The sequence below is a fragment of the Synechococcus sp. H55.7 genome (genome assembly GCF_047462395.1).
GTDB lineage: Bacteria > Cyanobacteriota > Cyanobacteriia > Thermostichales > Thermostichaceae > Thermostichus.
In genome coordinates, this window is sequence record NZ_JANSJD010000004.1 from 145,306 (window position 1) to 160,735 (window position 15,430).

The following is a 15,430-nucleotide window of genomic DNA, read 5'->3' on the forward strand; positions in this document are numbered from 1 at the left end:
TTGGTAGCTGAAGGCGAGGCGCAGGGCGTAATCCCCTTGGCCACCGGCAAAGCAGTGGGTGCCCCCAGGGATCCCTCGCTGCGAAACATCTCCAAGCGGCGATTAACAGTGCCAATCCCAGCTACTGACCAGCAGTCTCGGACAAAGCCGCGGGTGGGACAACCGCCAGCTTGGGAAAAGGGGGAGTTGAGGTTTTGCTTCCCCCTCTATGCAGCAGCACGTAGAAGCAAGGGATCACCACCAAGGTCAGCAGCGTCGCCAAAGAAAGGCCGGAAAAAACCACAACCCCCAGCGGTTGCAGCAGCTCGGATCCCTCTCCCCAGCCCAACGCCAGGGGGAACAGGCCCAGCACCGTCGTCACTGTGGTCATCAGGATCGGGCGCAGCCGCTGCGGGGCAGCCTCTAGCATGGCGCTGCGATAATCCAAGCCCTGTTCCTCTCGAATTTGGTTGGCCAGCTCCACCATCAAGATGGCGTTGTTGACCACAATGCCCACCAGCAGCACCGCCCCCACCAGCACCGTAGCCCCCACTGCCGTGCGGGTGAGGAACAGGCCCAGGATGCCGCCGGAGAGGGCCAAAGGCACCGTCAGCATGATCACCAGCGGGTCGAGGAGGGAGTTATACTGCACCGCCATCACCACAAACACCAAAAAAGCTGCCAGGGATCCCAGCAGCAGCAGGTTGTTGCGCAGCTCCCGGTTGTTTTCCAAGGCCACGCTGGGCAGGCGGGTCACGCCGGCAGGCAGTTCCAGGCCCGACAGGATCTCATCCACCTCGGCGACAGCAGCGCTCTGGTTGGCTCCGGCCCTGAGGCTGCCGTTCAAAATGACCACCTGCCGTTGGTTGAGGCGGCGAATTTCCCCGGGGGCCTCCCCCATCTGCAACCTGGCCACATCCCCCAAGCGCAGCGGCTGGCCATTCTGCACAGCCAAGGGCAGGCGCTCCAGTTGCGAAGGCTGGGTGATGGGCGTGGCCAGGCGAACCCGCACATCCAGAAGGCGGCTGCCCTGCTGCAATTGGATGGGCACGGATCCCTGCACCGCCGTCTGCACCACCCGGCCTATGTCCTGAAGGCTGAGGCGCAGGGGAGCGGCCCGCTCCCAATCCGGCCAAATCTGGAGCTCCGGCTGGCTATCGTCGGCATCAGGGCGGAAGGTGGAGAGGGTAGCCTGCTCGTCCAAGGCCCGCAACACCCTGCGGCTAGCCTCTTGAAGCGCCTGAGTGGCCTCCCCTTGGAGCACCACGTCCACTTCGGCATTGACGGCAGAATTGCGGGCGGAAAGGCCGCGGACGCTGCCCGGAAACACGCGGATGCGGGATCCCACCAAGTTCAGTTGGCCTATCAACCCGTTCACCCGATCCACGAAACGTCCCACGTCGGTGCCGGGCTTGAGGGTGATGGTGCTGGTGCCCCGCAGGGGGTTCTCAACAGTGCTGCCCCCAAAGGCGGATCCACCTGCCGTGGTGAACGCATACTCCACCTCAGGTTGCTCTAGCAAAAGGCGATCCACCGCCTGCATGATGCGGTGGTTGGTCTCCAGAGTGGTGCCGGGGGCAAAGTTGGCAGACAGGTTCACCTGCCCGGTGGCGATGCGGGGCAGAAGCTCTTGGTTCAGTTGCCCGGCCATCCAATAGCTGCCCCCGCCCAGGAGGAGAAAAGCCAGCAGGATAGGCAGCGCCGGTCGCCGCAACAAGCGGCTCAGCAGCCGTCGATAGGCATAGGTGCCACCCAGGATCCCCCGCCCAAAGCTGCGGATCGGGCCCCAGTGGCGCAGCCCACTGCTGCGGCGGATCGTCAACAGGCGAGAGGTGAGCATCGGCACCACCGTCAGGCCCACCACCAGGGATCCGGCCACGGCAAAGCTGATGGTCAAAATCAGCTCGTTGAAAATCAGCGAAACAAAACCTCCCACCAGCAAGAAGGGCAACACCGACACCAGGTTGGTGGCCGTGGAGGCCACCAGGGCCGATTCCAACTGGCGGCTGCTGCGCTCCGCTTGCTCCAGCACCCGCTGCCCAAACCAACGGGCGTCCTGCCGTGGGATCCCTTCTGTTCCTTTGGCGATGTTTTCCAACATCACGATGGCGTTGTCCACCACGATCCCCACCCCCAGGGCCAGCCCTCCCAGGCTGATGATATTGATGGAAAGGCCGAACAGGCCCATCAGCAGCACTGCCGCCAGGGTGGCCAGGGGAATGGCGGTCACCACGATCAGGGTTTGGCGCAGGGATCCCAAAAACAGCAACACCGCCAGCCCGGCCAGCACCGCCCCGCTCAAGCCGGCAAGAGCCACACTTTGAATCGAGCTGCGGATGAAGCGGGACTCGTCGCTGGTGGGGATCAGGGTTACTTGCGGCGGAATGAGGCCGGCGGCCCGCAGTTGTTCCAGGCGGCGACGGATCCCGTCCACCACGCGGATGGTGTTGGCATCCGGCTGCTTTTGAATGCTCAGGCGCACAGCTGGCTCTCCATTCAAGGTCACCCGCACCCCCTCGGCAGCAGGGCGCACGGCCACCGTGGCAAAGTCTGTTAGGCGCACCGTCCCTCCACTGGGGGTGTTGAAGCGCAGCGCTTGAATATCTTCCGGGCTGCGGAACCGGCCTATCGTGCGCGTCAAAGGCTCCACTAGCTCGCCGCGGATCCGTCCCCCGGCAAGATCCTGGTTGCGGGCCTGCAGTTGGCCGAGCACATCCGTCAGGCCCAGCCCCAATGCCTGCAGCCGCTCCACATCCAGATCCACCTGCACCTCTTCGAGAGTGCCCCCGGCCACATCCACCGTGGCCACCCCCGGCACCACGCCCAACTCGCGGGCCAACTCTTCCTCAGCAAAGCGGCGCAGCTCCACATCCGTCAGCCCGGGCGCGTTCAGGGCAAACTCATAAACGGGCAACTGGGAAGGGTCAAACTTAAACACCGTGGGAGCCGAAACCCCATCCGGCAGCCGTCCTCTGGCTCGGTTCACCGCCGCCGTGGTGTCGTTGAGGGCTTGATCGATGTTGCCCCCCGGCGCAAAGAAGAGATCCACCCGGACTTGCCCTTCGCGGGTGGTGGAATAGATCTGTTCCACCCCTTCCACAGTGGAAAGCGAGTCTTCCAGAGGGCGGGTAATCTCCTCGACGGCCACCTCTGGGGTTACTCCCGCCAGCTCCACCCGCACGCCAATGCGGGGATAGACAATCGAGGGCAACAGATCCACCGGCAGGCGGGTGAGGAAATAGAAGCCCATGACGATCGCCGCCAAAGCCAGCATCAGGGTGCCAATGTGGCGGCGGATGGCCAGGCCGCTGAGGCTGAGTCCGCTCGGGGCTGGGGTCATGGGCGTAGCTCCTTTGATAAACGTTTAGAATCGTTCCGAGAGGACACTTAGCTGCACTTCCTGCCCATCTTGCAAAGGGGCAGCGCTGCGCACCACAAACGGCTCGCCAGCTTCCAATCCCGACACGATCTCCACCTGGCCATCCCGCTGTGCTCCCAGTTGCACCGGGCGGGCCAACACCCGCGCCGTTTCCCCCTGCCGCTCCACCACAAAGACCAGGGCTGCACCCGGCTCGTTCTGTTGAATTGCTGTGGCCGGCACGATCACCCGCTGCGCCTGCGGCCTGGTCAGCTCCACTCGGGCCAACAAGCCACTGCCGATGCGGCCGCCGGGGTTGGGGATCACCACTTCAACCGGGATCAGGCGGGCCTGGGGATCGGCAGCCGGGGAGATGCGGGCAATTTGTCCAGCGAAGCGTTGGCCAGGAAAGGCGTCCAATTCCACCTGAACGGCTTGGCCCACCTGCACCCGCGCCAGCTCCAATTCAGAAAGGGGAAACTCCACCCTCACCTGGCTGAAATCGGCCACCGTCAGCACGTCTGCCCCCGCGTTCAAAAAAGCGCCCGGATCCGCCTGCCGGGAGAGCACCACCCCCGTCAGGGGCGAGCGCAGTTGGGTGTAGGAAAGGCGCTCCTGGGCCTGGGCCACCAGGGATCCCTGGGCGTCCACCTGGCGCTGGGCAGCGATCACCGCTTGCTCTTGGACACGTACCTGTTCCTCTGCCGAGCGCAAGGCCTGAGCAGCCGTGCGGGCGGCGGTGCGGGCTTGTTCCGCCTGTTGGGCGGAAACAGCTCCCTTTTGCGCCAGTTGTCCTAGGCGTTCGGCATCGGCCTCCAGTTGCAAAAGGTTCAGGCGGGCCTGCTCCACTTGGGTGCGGGCATTGCTCAGTTGCGCCTGCGCCTGGGCCACCTGAGATTCCTGCGCCGCCAGTTGCGATTGGGCCTGCAGCAGAGCCGCCTGCAGCAGGGTGGGATCCAACTGACCCAGCAGTTGCCCCGCTTGCACCGGATCCCCGACATCCACCGCTAGCTGTAGCAACAGCCCCTCGATCCGGGTGCGCAGCGTCGCCTGCCGCAGGGGCTGGGTGGTGCCGGTGTAGCGCAAGTCGGCCCCCAGGGATCCCACCTGGGCTGTGGCCACATCCACCGAGACAGGGCGCGGCGCCCTACCTTGGCCGCCGCCTTCCACCGGACGCTGGGCCCAAACCATCTGGGTATAGGCGACAGAGCCGGGAACGCCCACAAGCAACGCCAGAGCGAAGGCAAAAGCTAGAGGGAGTTGCCTTGCCGAGCCGGAGCTCTGTCCTGCCGGCAGGATGAGTAGCCCAGCTCCCCTTTTGCTGCAGCGCATCAGCCACCTACCACTCGCTTGCCCGCTGTAACTGCCCTCGAAGAGAACAAGCCCGCCTCACAACCCAAAAACGACGGCCCATCCGGCTAGACTGCCCACCTGGGGAAAGGGTTCAAACCCGGATGGTCGGCCTTGTGATCTTTTCAGGGGCCTTGCCCTAGCAAGCCTTCACATTTCTACACGACAAAAGGGATCCCTGCCAACCCGCCCTATTCCAAGCAAGTTCTGGGCGAGATGAAGGCACCTACAAAAAGGATGAGACCCATACCGCTACGCCATCCATCTCCAAAGCGGTTTCGGGCCCAGCTAGCTAGCTGAGCTTTTGAATGGGCGCGATGCGGGGATCCAAGATTTTCTGCTGGCCGATGGCGGGAAACCTCACCGCCAGGGTGATCCGTTCGCCGCTGCCGAACACGTGGGTAATTTGCCCCTGTCCGAATTGGGGATGTTGCAGGCGATCCCCAACTGCCCACTGGGAGGAACGGCTTTGGCGGCGAGCAGCCTTTGCTTTGGGCGTGGCCGCAGCCGCGTTGTCGGCGGAGAACGAAAGCCCCCTGCCTCTCTCCCATTGGATTAGCTCTTGGGGCAGCTCGCTTAAAAATAGAGAGGGAATAGCTGGTTCCCGGTTGCCGTAGAGCCGCCGCTCGCTGGCGTGGCAGAGAAACAATTGCTCGCGGGCGCGGGTGATGCCCACGTAGCAGAGGCGCCGTTCCTCTTCCAAAGCAGCGGGATCCTCCAGGGCGCGAAAATTGGGAAATAGGCCCTGTTCCAACCCCACCAAAAACACCACCGGGAACTCCAGCCCTTTGGAAGCGTGCAACGTCATTAACGAAACTTTCTCAGCTCCCTCCTGAAGATTGTCCAAATCGGAAGCCAAAGACACATTGCTCAAGAAAGCCTCAAGGCTGGGATCCTCCTGTTCTTCTTCAAATTGGCGGGCCGCGTTGTAGAGTTCCATCACGTTGGCGATCCTTTCCTCGGCCTCTTCTGTGCCCTGGGCCTTGAGATCTTCCAGATAGCCGCAATCCCGCAGCAGCCCCTCTAGGAGGGCGGCAGCCGAAACCTGGGCCATCTGTCTGTGCCAATGCTGGATAAGCTCGGCAAACTGAAGAACCGGCTTGGCCGAACGCCCCACCAGGTTGGTGACAGAAGCCTCGTCGCTGAGGATAGTCCACAGGGGTACATTTAAGGCAGCCGCCGCTTCGGTTAGCTTGTCCAGAGTCGATTTGCCGATACCCCGCCGCGGCACATTGATAATGCGCAACAGGCTAAAAGAATCGGCAGGGTTGAGCACAACCCGCAAATAGGCCAGCACATCCTTAATCTCTTTGCGATCGTAAAATCGCAGCCCGCCCACCACCGTGTAAGGGATCCCCCAGCGCAGCAAAACCTCTTCAAAGGGGCGAGATTGGGCGTTGGTGCGGTAGAGGATGGCAAAATCTCCCCAGGAAGAGTTGGGATTTTGGCCGTGTAATCGTCGGATGGTGTTGACCACAAACTCAGCCTCGGCCATCTCATCTTCGGCCTGATGGCAGATGATAAAACTGCCCTGGTGGCGCGTTGGCCGGAGAACCTTGTCGATGCGCTCGGTGTTTTTCTCGATGAGGGCATTGGCCGCCTGCAAAATAGTAGCTGTAGAGCGATAGTTTTCTTCCAATTTGATCAGGGTGCGGGTATCGTCGTCCGGCAGGCCATCGCCAAAGGTCTCTTGAAACTCCAGCAAAATGGTGAAATCAGCCCCCCGAAAGCGATAGATGCTTTGATCCGCATCGCCCACCACAAAGAGGGAGCGATTGGTCCAGTCCCACTCGGAGCGGCGGGTCTCGCCGTTGGTTGCCAGCAGCCGGATCAGCTCGTACTGGGTGCGGTTGGTATCTTGGTATTCGTCCACCAAGATGTGCCGAAAGTGCTGGTGCCAGTAGGCCAAGACCTGCTCATTTTGACGAAAAAGCTGCACCGGGATCCAAATTAAGTTGTCGAAATCGAGGGCATTGTTGGCCGCCAGTTGATCTTCGTAGAGCTCGTAAACCTGAGCGAGGATGCGGCCTCGGAAGTTGGGCTGGTGGCGCTCTAAATCGCGAGGAGTCCAACCCTGGTTTTTGGCATTGCTAATGGCGTAGCGCACCGATCTTGGATCGAACTTGCGCTCATCTAAGTTGAGTTGCTTAGTTACAATCTCTTTAACCAGGGATTGGGCGTCCGATTCATCGAAAATCGAGAAGTTACGAGTCCACTTGCGTCCCTTGGGATCCTGGTATTTTTCAATCTCCAGGCGCAGGATCTGGGCAAATAGGCTGTGGAACGTACCAATCCAAAGGGGTTTAATCCAGCGGCGGTAAACCGCCGATTTCAGCCGCGTCGCCTGGGCCGGCTCCAGTTGCTCCAAGGGGATCCCAAACTGCTCCTGGGCCTCCTGCTGGGCAAAGAGCTGCTCGATGCGCTCTTTCATTTCGCGGGCGGCCTTGTTGGTGAAGGTCACGGCCAAAATCTCCCCCGGATCCACCCGATGGTGGCGGATGAGGTGGGCGATGCGATAGGCGAGGGTGCGCGTCTTGCCGGAACCTGCCCCCGCCACCACCAGCAAAGGGCCGCAAAAGTGTTGCACCGCTTGGCGTTGAGAAGGATTGAGGCCATCCAACAAGGAGCCAGAAGTCATATCTGCCGCCAACGAGAAACTGCTTTCCATTATGGGCGCAGGCTGGCTGGCAACCCAACAGGCTTGGGAAGCCCAAAAGGTACTCTAGAGCGCCAAAGCTAAAGATGAAGATTGGTTAAGATTTGGCCAGCTCACCCCAGAACTTGCTGCTATGAAACGAGTTTTGCTTAGTTGCGGGGCCCCACCTAATTGCTGCCCGCTTGGCTTTCCAAAAAGACTGGTCGCTTTGGGGGTTGCTACCTTTGCTCTCCTCTCCGCGGGCCCGTTGGCTCCAGCTCAAGCCGGCAACTGCCCCAGCAGCGGCAACCCCCAAGCCTCTCTTGACCTCAAGCTGGAAAGCGTTTCCGGGGATCGGCTCGACTTAAGTCAGTACGACGGCATTCAGGCCGTGATCTTGACCAACAGCCAAACCCGCTCCCAAGCGGAAGCTCTTTCCAAAAGCTTGGCCCTGGAGTTTGGGCAAAACCCTCGGCTGCGCCAGATCGTGTTGGTCGATGGCAGAGGGCTGTTGCTGGTGCGAAACCTGGTTTTACAGGCCATCCGCGAGAGCGCGCCCACGGATCCGCGCTTGGTTTCTCCGTTTGTCTATGTCTCCGTCGATTTCGAGGGAGCAACCATCCAGAGGCTGCAGGAGGTGGCTGCCGAGGTGCTGCCGGGGATCGATTTTCGCCGCCAGGCCGCCTTGCTGCTTTTGGACAACCAAGGCACCCTCCTGGGCGGGTTCGCCAACCTGGACCAGTCCAACCTCAGCATTCGTCAGTGCATTCGCACGCGCACTTGATTGCCCTGGATCCCGCTTTTCCGTTGCTTCCTCCCCAACCGCTAAACTGGTTCTAGCGAAGTCATGTGCAAACTTGAGAGCAAACCTGTCAGACGGCTTGGTGCCGGGATCCCATGCGTCGCCAGCTCAAGACCTTAAACCAAATCCTCGACTACAAGCTGGCCGATTTGCGGCTGTTTGGCCGCGCGGAGCTGAAGGGTCAGGTGCTGAATGTGTTGCTGGAACGGCTGCCCGGCGATGTGGTGGATACCCTGCAGGTGATGGAGGTGGTGCGCAACGCCGTGGAAGCCTCGCTGCTGCAGGGGTTGCGAAAAGTCAACGTTTACCTCTGGTGCCGCGGGCAAATGGATGAGGCGCCGGAGTGGAGCGAAAGCTTTGCCGTAGAGCCATTGGTCTTGGCCCACCCCAAGGAGCCCCGCAGTCTTGCTTCCAGCTACCGACAAGACTATCCCGGCAGGCGCGTGCTGTTTTTCTGCCTAGGCCTTTGCCTGGCCGGCTTCTACCTGGTGGGGGGCTGGGAGCAGACGGGTTGGATCGACTGGATCCCGGTGGGGCTGGCCTTCGCCTTGGGGGTGTTCTTCCCCTGGCTCAAACGCTCCCTCAACCAATGGGTGCACCCCCTGTTTCTCCGCTTTGGTCTGGGGCTGGGGTTGGTCTTGCTGGGCCTGGCGGTGGCGCTGATCTGGCGGCAGGGCTGGAGCCTTGCCCGCGGGATCCTCGCCCTGCTGGCCTTTCTCTTGCTGGGCTTGGGAGCCTGAGATCTCTCACTCAGCCGTGGTGCCGCTGAAAACAGGCAGGGCCGGCCCGGTCATCCATACGTGTTGGGTATCGGGATCCCAGCGAATCTCCAGATTGCCTCCCGGCAGCTCTACCGTGGCTTGGGGCTCGGCCCGCTCTTCCAAAACGGCGGCCACCAGGGCGGCACAGGCGCCTGTCCCACAGGCCAGCGTCGCCCCTGCCCCCCGCTCCCAAACCCGCAGCCGCAGGCGGTTGGGGCCGAGCACCTGCACAAATTCGGTGTTGGTGCGCTCGGGAAAGGCTGGGTGATGCTCAAACAGGGGGCCTACCCTTTCCAAGTCCAGCTCCTCCAGGGATCCCTCTTCTTCCAAGAAGACCACACAATGGGGGTTGCCCATGCTCACCGCCGTCACCGGCCACTCCCGCCCGGCCACCGGGAGCGGTTGCCGAATCACCTTGGCATCCGGTTTGGCCAAAGTGGTGGGGACTTGCCCGGCCAAGAGGCGAGGGATCCCCATGTCCACCGTCACCAGGCCATTTGGCTGCACCCGCGGCACGATCCGCCCCGCCAAGGTGTGGATCGGGTAGGCACCGTCTCGGCCAGGGATCCCCAGATCCTGCAAAAAGCGGGCCAAGCAGCGGATCCCGTTGCCGCACATCTCCGGCTCCGAGCCGTCGCTGTTGAACAGGCGCATGCTGAAGTCGGCCCCCTCCTGCCCCGGCAGCAGAAAGATAACCCCATCTGCCCCCACGCCAAAGCGGCGGTTGCAGAGGGCAACGGCTTCCTCAGGCGTCAGGCAGGGCTGCGGCTGGTGGCGGTTGTCCACCAAGATAAAGTCGTTCCCCAGCCCCTGGTATTTGTGGAAAGAGAGACGGGAGGGCAAACGAACAGGCATGCAGCGGAACCGCAAAACAACCGGCTTCAATCCTCGTGCATCTCGTAGGGATCCTGCAAGTCCTTAGAAGGGGGGCCAAAGGCCGTGTAGATGGCAAACGCGGTGATGCAGATGGTAACTGCCGCGATCGCCACAATCAGGGAAAAGGTGGGCTCCATATCTTCGATCCTGAGGGTATTCGACTATAGTATTACACAAGTTTACAATTCATTGCCTGAGACAAAAGGGTTCGGCCAGATTCTGATAGCCTGATTTTAGGGGGCGGCTGTCTTGACGGTGCTGAGCAGCAGCGCTCCGCCGCCCTGATCACTCCCAACTTGATAAATCCATCCTGTCCTGTCTTTGACCTATCGCGAGAACCTATGGCCATTCGTACCAAACTGGGCGATCTGCTGCGTCCCCTCAACTCGGAATACGGCAAAGTGGCCCCTGGCTGGGGCACCACGCCCCTGATGGCGGTCTTCATGGCTCTGTTCGCCGTCTTTTTGTTGATCATTCTGCAGATCTACAACAAGTCGCTGCTCTTGGAAGACATCAACGTCTCTTGGGAGAGCCTCAGCTTCTGAGCACCTTTGGCTACCGTTGGCGCTGTTTCTGAAAAAATGCCGGTATCGAGAGGTTTTTGTGTCCCAGCCGGCACCAGTTTTCAGCAGACGGATCCCCAGCTTCTCCTCCTGAGTGCTGCTTCTATCTACAGGCTCCCCTGCCTTTGATGGGGAGCCCCTGGCTATCGACAACGAGGACGGACAGCTTCTAACAGACTCCTGGCCGCTGGGCAGGGGTTTCGATTTGGGTAGACTGGGAAGACCCAGGTATCCCCTGCCTGTAACCAAAAGCCAGGAGATGCTTCATGAGTCCCTTTGTCAATCCTCCTCAAGCATTGACTGCCGGCGAGTTTTTATCTCACTTGGAGGAGATAACAGGAGCCTACAAAGTCAGGACATCGATTATCACTTTTTACAGCAGAATTTGGAGTCAAGCATTCGATCTCAAGTTTTCTAAGGGTCAGTGGATTTTCGGATACAGCCCTTACTGGAGAGCGCTTTTGGAAGCTAAGCTCCAAAACGGCGACTACTATCCCATATCTTGCGTTGTCAGAACCTTCGCCGACGAAAAACACAAGCGCAAGGCCCCAAATGGCAAAACTGTCCTGATCCCAACCAAAGAGCTAAGGATGTTCCTTCTGCCGGCTCCAGGGCAGGTTATTAGGCTAACTCCAGAGGAGTGCTTTGCCTGCCAAAATACAGATGCCCAAACAGGAGAGCCACTCCCCATTGAGCAAGATGTCAAGTTCTTGTAGTAGCGGCAGTGGGAGTTAGGAAACTCTGCTGGGGCTAATCCCACAGGACTAGGGCCATGTAGCTTAACCCCAATCAAGAGCTTGGCTCCAAGCGCAACAGGGATCCGTTGGGGGCATCGGTCAACAAGTAGAGCAAGCCATCCGGCCCCTGGCGCACATCCCGGATGCGACCCACCGCCCCTTGCAGCAGGCGCTCTTCTGCCACAACGCGATCCCCATCTAGTACCAAACGCGCCAAATGCTGTCCCGCCAAAGCCCCCACGAATAAGTTGCCCCGCCATTCAGGGAAGGCATCTCCTGTATAAAAGGCCATGCCGGAAGGGGCAATGGAGGGCGTCCAGTGCAGCAGCGGCGAAGCCAATCCAGGAGCTGCCGCCAGTCCTTGGCCAACCGGTTCGCCGCTGTACTCCCGACCATGGGTAATCAGGGGCCAGCCGTAGTTCACGCCGGGGGCCAAGATGTTGATCTCGTCCCCCCCTTGCGCCCCATGTTCGTGCATCCAAATGGCTCCTGTCTCGGGGTGGCGGGCCATTCCCTGAATGTTGCGGTGGCCATAGGTAAAAATTTCCGGCAAAGCCCCCGCTTGATTCACAAAAGGATTGTCCGCCGGGATCCCGCCTGTATCCGTAACGCGCAACACCTTGCCGGCGGCATCCCCCGGATCCTGGGCCCGATCCCGCTCGCCGCGGTCGCCGGTGCTGATGTAGAGAAACCCTTCTTCGTCAAAGGCCAGGCGGGAGCCGAAGTGCTGTTGGGCAGGCGTCTTGCGCTCCATGTCAAAAATCACTTCCAGATCCTGGAGTCCTCTTTCTCCCAGGCGGGCCCGCGCCACTCGCGTCCCCCCGCCGCCTGGCCCAGGAGCTGCATGGGACAAGTAGATCCAGCCGTTCTCTGCGTAGTTGGGGTGCAAGGCAATATCCAGCAGCCCTCCCTGGCCGCGGGCAAACACCTCCGGTACTCCAGCGATGGGCTGGGGATCCAACCCCTGCTCGGTAACTCGGCGCAGCCGGCCCGGACGTTCGGTCACCAGGATGGTTCCGTCTGGCAGAAAGGCCATCCCCCAAGGATGCTCCAACCCGCTTGCCAACGTCACGACCTGGAAGCGCTGCTCTGTCCTGGCTCTGGGCAGAGCTTGGGCGTGATCCCCCTGTTGCAGAGACATGACCGTTTCCGGTCTGACCGGGTAGGCCCCAACAGGGGCGGACAACCCCCCCAAAAGCAACAGCGAGGAGAGAAGTTTTATCGCCGGAATCCTCAGAGCCATTGCCACCTCCTTTTCGCGATGGATTTTGAGGTTTGAGCTAGCCAATTATTGCTGCTGCTCTTCTAAAAAGATGTACCGATGGGAGCAGAGTTGGCTGCGCACAAGAGTGGGGAGCTGCCTGCTCCCTTGCGGCCTTGGGTTAGCCTTGAGGGCAGCGATCTGCCCCCAAACCATGCTGGAAGCTAGCGAGATCTTCGGCCAGCCCCAGAGGCAAACCTGTGGATCCCTGCAGGAACTTCAGGCCCATCCCAGGGGGATCCGTCTCCTCTGTACTCAGGGCTGCTGGTCTGTGCAGGTGCTCACCCCTCGTCTGCTGCGGCTGCGCTTTAGCCCCAGCGGCGAGTTTTTGCCCCGTCGTTCTTGGGATGTGGCTCTGGCGGATGCAGAGTGGCCGCCGGCTCCTTTTGAGCTGCAGGAAAGCCCCACCCAAGTTCACCTCAGCACTTCTCTGGTGCAACTGCAGATCGACCGGGATCCCCTCTGCTTCAGCTTTCGGGATCCCCAGGGCCAGGTCTTTTGTGCCGATATCTCTGGGGGCCTCAGTTGGGGATCCGAGAGCATCCGCCTGGTTAAATCCCTCCACCCCGCCGAGCACATCTACGGCCTGGGAGAACGGGCTGGGCTGCTCAACAAGCGGGGCTGGCGCTACAGCCACTGGACCCGCGACTGCTGGGGCTACGACGCCCACAGTGACAACCTCTATCTGGCCATTCCCTTTGCCTTGCTCCTCCGCCCTGGCCTCTGCTACGGCCTCTTCCTGCACTGCACCCACTGGAGCCAGTTTGACCTAGGCCAGGCGGATCCTGAACAGTGGGCCATCGAAGTGTGCGCCCCCGAGCTGGACTACTACCTCATCTACGGCCCTACCCCCGCCTTGGTGCTCCAGACCTACACCCAACTCACCGGGCGAACCCCCCTGCCTCCGCTCTGGGCCCTCGGCTACCAGCAGTGCCGCTGGAGCTACGCCAGCGCTGCTCAAGTACAGAACATTGCCGAGCAATTTCGCCAGCGCCAGATCCCCTGCGACGTCATCTACCTGGATATCGACTACATGCGCGGCTACCGCGTTTTCACCTGGGATCCCCGCCGCTTCCCCGATCCCGCCCGCCTCACGGCGCAGCTGCATGAAGCTGGCTTTCGAGTGGTGGCCATTGGGGATCCCGGCGTCAAGTTCGATCCCGAAGCCGACTACGCCGTTTTTGACGAGGGCCTGGCCCAAGACTTCTTCATTCGCCGCGCCGACGGCCACCTCTTCCACGGCTATGTTTGGCCGGGCAAAGTTCTCTTCCCCGATTTCTCGCGCCCCGCAGTGCGGCAGTGGTGGGGATCCTGGCAGCGGGTTCTCACTCAAGCCGGTGTAGATGGCATCTGGAACGACATGAATGAGCCGGCCCTCAACGACCGCCCCTTTGGAGATGGGGGCCAAATTGTGGACATCCCCCCCGACGCCCCCCAAGGATCCCCCGAAGAGCGCACCACCCACGCCGAGGTGCACAACCTCTATGGCCTCCTGATGGCCCGCGCCTCCCGCGAGGGTCTAGAACAGCTCTGCCCCAACCAGCGCCCCTTTGTCCTCACCCGCTCCGGCTTTGCCGGGATCCAGCGCTGGGCTGCCGTCTGGACAGGAGACAACCAATCCTCCTGGGAACATCTGGAGATGTCCCTACCCATGCTCCTCAACCTGGGCCTGTCGGGAGTTAGCTTTGTCGGCGCCGACATCGGCGGCTTCGGGGGCAACGCCACTCCCGAGCTGTTTGCCCGCTGGATGCAAATGGGGCTCCTCTATCCCCTCATGCGCGGCCACAGTGCTCAGGGAACTCGCCCCCACGAACCCTGGAGCTTTGGCCCTGAGGTGGAAGCCATTGCTCGACAGGCCATCCAGCTGCGTTATCAACTGTTGCCCTACCTCTACAGCCTCTTCTGGGAGTCCAGCCAAACCGGCTCCCCCATCCTGCGCCCCCTGTTCTACGAATTCCCCGACGATCCCCAGACCTACGAGATCTCAGACCAAGCCATGCTGGGATCCGCCCTCCTAGCTGCCCCCGTCGTCCGTCCGGGGATCCGCTGCCGCGCTGTCTATCTCCCGGCGGGCACCTGGTTTGACTGGTGGACAGGCCAGGCCCACCGCGGCCCTGGCTATGTGCTGGCCCCCGCCCCCCTTGACCAACTGCCTCTCCTTGTGCGCAGCGGCTCTATCCTGCCCTTAGCTCCTCCCTGCCAGTCCACCACCGACCTGCGCCGTGACCAACTGCGCCTTAAACTCTACCCCGGTGACGGCAGCTTCACCCTCTACGAAGACGACGGCCAAACCCTCGCCTACTCAAGCGGCCAGTGGGCCACCACCACCTTCCGCCTGCACCAGCAGGCCAACCAGCTCCTCCTAGAGATCGAGCCCCGCTACGGTGGCTGGATCCCACCCAAACGCACCTGGATCCTTGAGCCCCTTGGCCAGGCCCCCCTCCTCTTGCCCGACAGCGGCCAGGCCCAGCAGATCTGTCTGTCCAGCCCAGAAAGAGCCCGCCCCTAGTCAACTGCCCTCACCGCCTCCAGCAGCTCGCGGTTGTCCCGCTTGAAGATGGGCAGCCACTCCACATGCTGGTAGCGCAGGATCCCCTGGCTATCCACCACAAAATAGGCCCGCCGTATCCCCAGCAGACTATCCACCCCGTATTGCTGGCTCACCCTCCTGTCCACATCGCTCAGCAAAGGAAACTCCAGCTTGAGCTGCTCGGCAAAGGCTTCGTGCTTGGAGACAGGATCACTGCTAATCCCCAAGATCTCGCACCCTGCTGCCCGAAAAGCTCCCCAATCCTCCCGAAAACAGCGCATCTCGCTCGTACACACCGGCGAGAAGTCCGCCGGGTAAAAAGCCAGCAACACCTTGCTCTTGCCCCGATAGGCCCCCAGCGAAATCGTCGCCCCCTTCGGGATCCCTTTCCCCACTGCAGGCAGGCTGAAGTCAGGAGCTGCAGTCCCAATCACAATCCCCATAAAGCCGTCCGAAACCTTAAAGATCCCCTCACCAGTCTAACGGCGAATCCGGATCCCTTCTCCGCCGAAAAAACTTTGAGTTATCTCTTGACGGGATGAGTTTATGGGGGTTAGGGTAGTAAAGCGCTGATGAGG

At 61.2% G+C, this 15,430-nt stretch carries 12 protein-coding genes; 5 read left to right on the forward strand and 7 right to left on the reverse strand.

Annotated features, from left to right (window positions below; translation table 11 throughout):
• Window positions 1-121: 121 nt before the first annotated feature.
• From NW851_RS03240 to pcrA, 3 genes are all read right to left on the reverse strand, one after another.
• A complete protein-coding gene (locus tag NW851_RS03240) occupies window positions 122-3,319 on the reverse strand; it encodes an efflux RND transporter permease subunit (RefSeq protein ID WP_414334912.1) in 3,198 nt (1,065 codons plus the stop codon).
• A gap of 24 nt (window positions 3,320-3,343) precedes the next feature.
• Complete coding sequence (locus tag NW851_RS03245) at window positions 3,344-4,528, reverse strand: efflux RND transporter periplasmic adaptor subunit (protein WP_414337025.1); 1,185 nt, start codon at window positions 4,526-4,528, stop codon at window positions 3,344-3,346.
• Between the two features lie 451 nt (window positions 4,529-4,979).
• Window positions 4,980-7,325, reverse strand: a complete 2,346-nt coding sequence (gene pcrA, locus NW851_RS03250; protein WP_414337027.1) for a DNA helicase PcrA — start codon at window positions 7,323-7,325, stop codon at window positions 4,980-4,982.
• A 265-nt stretch (window positions 7,326-7,590) separates the two neighbouring features.
• Between pcrA and NW851_RS03255 the strand changes: the two genes are divergently transcribed.
• Window positions 7,591-8,106, forward strand: coding sequence for a hypothetical protein (locus NW851_RS03255; RefSeq protein WP_414334915.1), 516 nt, complete (start codon window positions 7,591-7,593; stop codon window positions 8,104-8,106).
• Window positions 8,107-8,219: 113 nt separating this feature from the next.
• Window positions 8,220-8,864, forward strand: a complete 645-nt coding sequence (locus NW851_RS03260; RefSeq protein WP_414337030.1) for a hypothetical protein — start codon at window positions 8,220-8,222, stop codon at window positions 8,862-8,864.
• 6 nt (window positions 8,865-8,870) lie between these two features.
• On the opposite strand, the gene dapF is transcribed toward NW851_RS03260, so the two are convergent.
• Together dapF and psbN are read right to left on the reverse strand one after the other, a co-directional pair.
• On the reverse strand, window positions 8,871-9,740 hold the full coding sequence (dapF, locus tag NW851_RS03265) for a diaminopimelate epimerase (RefSeq protein ID WP_414334917.1): 870 nt from the start codon (window positions 9,738-9,740) through the stop codon (window positions 8,871-8,873).
• A 26-nt stretch (window positions 9,741-9,766) separates the two neighbouring features.
• Complete coding sequence (gene psbN, locus NW851_RS03270) at window positions 9,767-9,898, reverse strand: photosystem II reaction center protein PsbN (RefSeq protein ID WP_011432995.1); 132 nt, start codon at window positions 9,896-9,898, stop codon at window positions 9,767-9,769.
• Window positions 9,899-10,102: 204 nt separating this feature from the next.
• Between psbN and psbH the strand changes: the two genes are divergently transcribed.
• Together psbH and NW851_RS03280 are read left to right on the forward strand one after the other, a co-directional pair.
• On the forward strand, window positions 10,103-10,306 hold the full coding sequence (gene psbH, locus NW851_RS03275) for a photosystem II reaction center phosphoprotein PsbH (protein WP_414331336.1): 204 nt from the start codon (window positions 10,103-10,105) through the stop codon (window positions 10,304-10,306).
• 284 nt (window positions 10,307-10,590) lie between these two features.
• Window positions 10,591-11,040, forward strand: coding sequence for a hypothetical protein (locus tag NW851_RS03280; protein WP_414334918.1), 450 nt, complete (start codon window positions 10,591-10,593; stop codon window positions 11,038-11,040).
• A gap of 73 nt (window positions 11,041-11,113) precedes the next feature.
• On the opposite strand, the gene NW851_RS03285 is transcribed toward NW851_RS03280, so the two are convergent.
• The gene (locus NW851_RS03285) at window positions 11,114-12,304 is read right to left on the reverse strand and encodes a PQQ-dependent sugar dehydrogenase (RefSeq protein ID WP_414337032.1); all 1,191 of its coding nucleotides are present in this window, start codon (window positions 12,302-12,304) and stop codon (window positions 11,114-11,116) included.
• A gap of 172 nt (window positions 12,305-12,476) precedes the next feature.
• Between NW851_RS03285 and NW851_RS03290 the strand changes: the two genes are divergently transcribed.
• Window positions 12,477-14,831, forward strand: a complete 2,355-nt coding sequence (locus NW851_RS03290) for a glycoside hydrolase family 31 protein (RefSeq protein WP_414337034.1) — start codon at window positions 12,477-12,479, stop codon at window positions 14,829-14,831.
• Here the strand turns inward: NW851_RS03290 and NW851_RS03295 are convergent.
• Window positions 14,828-15,295, reverse strand: a complete 468-nt coding sequence (locus NW851_RS03295) for a peroxiredoxin family protein (RefSeq protein ID WP_414337036.1) — start codon at window positions 15,293-15,295, stop codon at window positions 14,828-14,830. The two genes, NW851_RS03290 and NW851_RS03295, sit on opposite strands and share 4 nt — an antisense overlap.
• Between the last annotated feature and the right edge of the window lie 135 nt (window positions 15,296-15,430).